Annotated in this window: 3 protein-coding genes; all 3 read right to left on the bottom strand. The window is 41.2% G+C overall.

What is annotated here, in order from left to right; all coding sequences use genetic code 11:
• Positions 1 to 761: aldehyde dehydrogenase family protein (locus VXQ92_RS15910; RefSeq protein ID WP_416682468.1), on the bottom strand; the 761-nt coding region annotated here is incomplete at its 3' end.
• Positions 762 to 933: 172 nt separating this feature from the next.
• Positions 934 to 1,446 (bottom strand): gluconokinase, encoded by a 513-nt coding sequence (locus VXQ92_RS15905; protein ID WP_001978744.1) that lies wholly within the window; start codon positions 1,444 to 1,446, stop codon positions 934 to 936.
• Positions 1,447 to 1,463: 17 nt separating this feature from the next.
• A partial coding sequence (locus tag VXQ92_RS15900; protein ID WP_416682467.1) for a DUF401 family protein occupies positions 1,464 to 2,233 on the bottom strand: 770 nt, incomplete at its 5' end.

Raw genomic sequence — 2,233 nt, 5'->3', positions numbered from 1 at the left:
GATGCCAGCAAATGCGGCACCACTAGAGAACCTGGTGCATAAATGGTATTGATCACCCCTTTTGGAAATGAATCACGAAATGCCTCTAACAATGGTTCAAATAGTAAAGTTCCAAATTGAGGCGGTTTAAAAATAATGGTATTACCCATCAGCATAGCTGGGATCAGGGTCGCGAAGGTTTCGTTTAGCGGGTAGTTGTATGGTCCCATACACAACACAACACCTAATGGAGTACGACGAATTTGACCAATGGTGCCTTCAGCAATTACAAAGCGGGAGTTGGCATTATCTAGATCTTTCAGGGCATCAATGGTTTGACGCATGTAGGTAATAGTACGATCAAACTCTTTCTCTGAATCAGCCAAGCTCTTGCCAATTTCCCACATGATCAGCTTAATAATCAGATCTCGTTGCTCTACCATGCGCTGAATGAAATTTTGCATACATGCAATACGCTCACTAACCTTCGTCATTGGCCATTCGCCACGACCATTGTTATAAGCTCGTACCGCTGCTTCTAATGCTTCATCGCTTTCTTTCTCACCCATGACTGGATAACTACCAAGTTCAACTTGCTCTAGGCTACCGTCAGGCTGCTGAATCCAGATTGGAGATAATGTTTTCTTGGTTGCACCAGCCCATAACTTCAACTCACCATCCACGAGTGAAACACGCTGATGAATTTGAGATGGCAAACGTACACTTTCAGGAATACCGTCCACTACTGGGAATTTATGCTGCAAATTATTTAACTGATTCATTCTTCTTAATACCTTATTATTTGTATGTCTTTATATATCCCCGAACCGTACACTGTAATCAGTTCTTCTTCGGATCAATACCACTATTATTATCAGTACTCACCTTGCTTGAACCGTAGACCACAAGGTGAATTCTTAAAGCATGGATAGTTTCGATATTTTCTAGATGAATTTACCCCCGACACACACTATCAGTTACCCCTAACTTCTGGATAACTTGTTCAATGATCTGTTCTGGTGTGAGAGCAATATCAATAGCAATTGCTTCATTCACATCAGGTTCCTCTAATGTATCTAGTTGGGTTTGTAACAATGCTGGATCAAAAAAATGACCAGATCTTTCTGCAAGTCTTTGCTGTAATAGTTCATAAGAACCTTTTAGATATACAAACTTAACATTTTGGTCCTGCCCTCTTAAAATATCGCGATACATCCGCTTTAAAGATGAGCATGTAAACACAGCCGTTTCACCATCTCTTTGTTTTGCTTCAATTGCCTGACGAATAGCTTGCAACCACGGCAAGCGGTCTTCATCGGTTAAAGGGATACCTTGGCTCATCTTACTTTTATTTGCAGCTGAATGAAGCGTATCGCCATCAAGAAACTCACAAGCCAAACGCTCTGATAACAACTCACCAATAAGGGTTTTCCCTGTGCCACAAACACCCATTGCTATCACTATCATGGATTACCTACCTCTAATTACAAAACAGCACTAAGCAACAATGTGAAAGACAAACCAAGTACCGAAATAATTGTTTCCAGTACAGACCAAGTCTTCAGTGTCTGCCCAACTGTCATTCCAAAATATTCTTTGATTAGCCAGAAACCAGCATCGTTTACATGCGAGAAAATTAATGATCCAGAACCTGTTGCTAATACTAAAAGTTCAGGTCTAACGACTACACCTGCTGCCGCCGCAATAGGTGCGACAATGCTACAAGCCGTGGCCATCGCAACAGTAGCCGAACCTGTTGCCAGACGTATGAGAGCAGCAACAAGCCATCCTAATAACAATGGTGAAAGGTTTGCTTTTAAAGCAGTAGAGACGATTTCATTAGAAATTCCACTGTCTCTTAAAATACCGCCGAAACCGCCACCAGCACCAACAATCAGCAAAATACCCGCAATTGAAGCTAGACATCCACCACAGAATTTTTCAATTTGTTCACGGTTAAAACCCTGCATCGTGCCAAAAGTAATAAAGCTGACCAAAACAGCAATAAGCAATGCAATATCAGAAGTACCAATAAAGCGTAATAACTCATTTGGGAACGTTTTTGGTGCAAAGAAAACATCTGCCCAACTACCAACTAGCATCAATGCAACCGGTAGCATGATCGTAAATAAGGTAATCCCAAAGCTCGGCAATTCGCGTGTGTTGTTAGCATCTGCTTCAACAAACTGCTTTGCTAAAGGATTATTTTCAGGCAGTTTGACATATTTGTTGATACATAATGCATACAATGGAC

This window comes from Acinetobacter sp. 228, assembly GCF_048147885.1.
Note: the sequence above shows the minus strand (reverse complement) of the source record. Positions and strands in the feature narration are given on the sequence as shown.

What these genes read in the sequence shown, in the direction of transcription:
- VXQ92_RS15905 (WP_001978744.1), bottom strand. Translation starts at nt 1,446, where the DNA reads ATGATAGTGATAGCAATGGGTGTTTGTGGCACAGGGAAAACCCTTATT.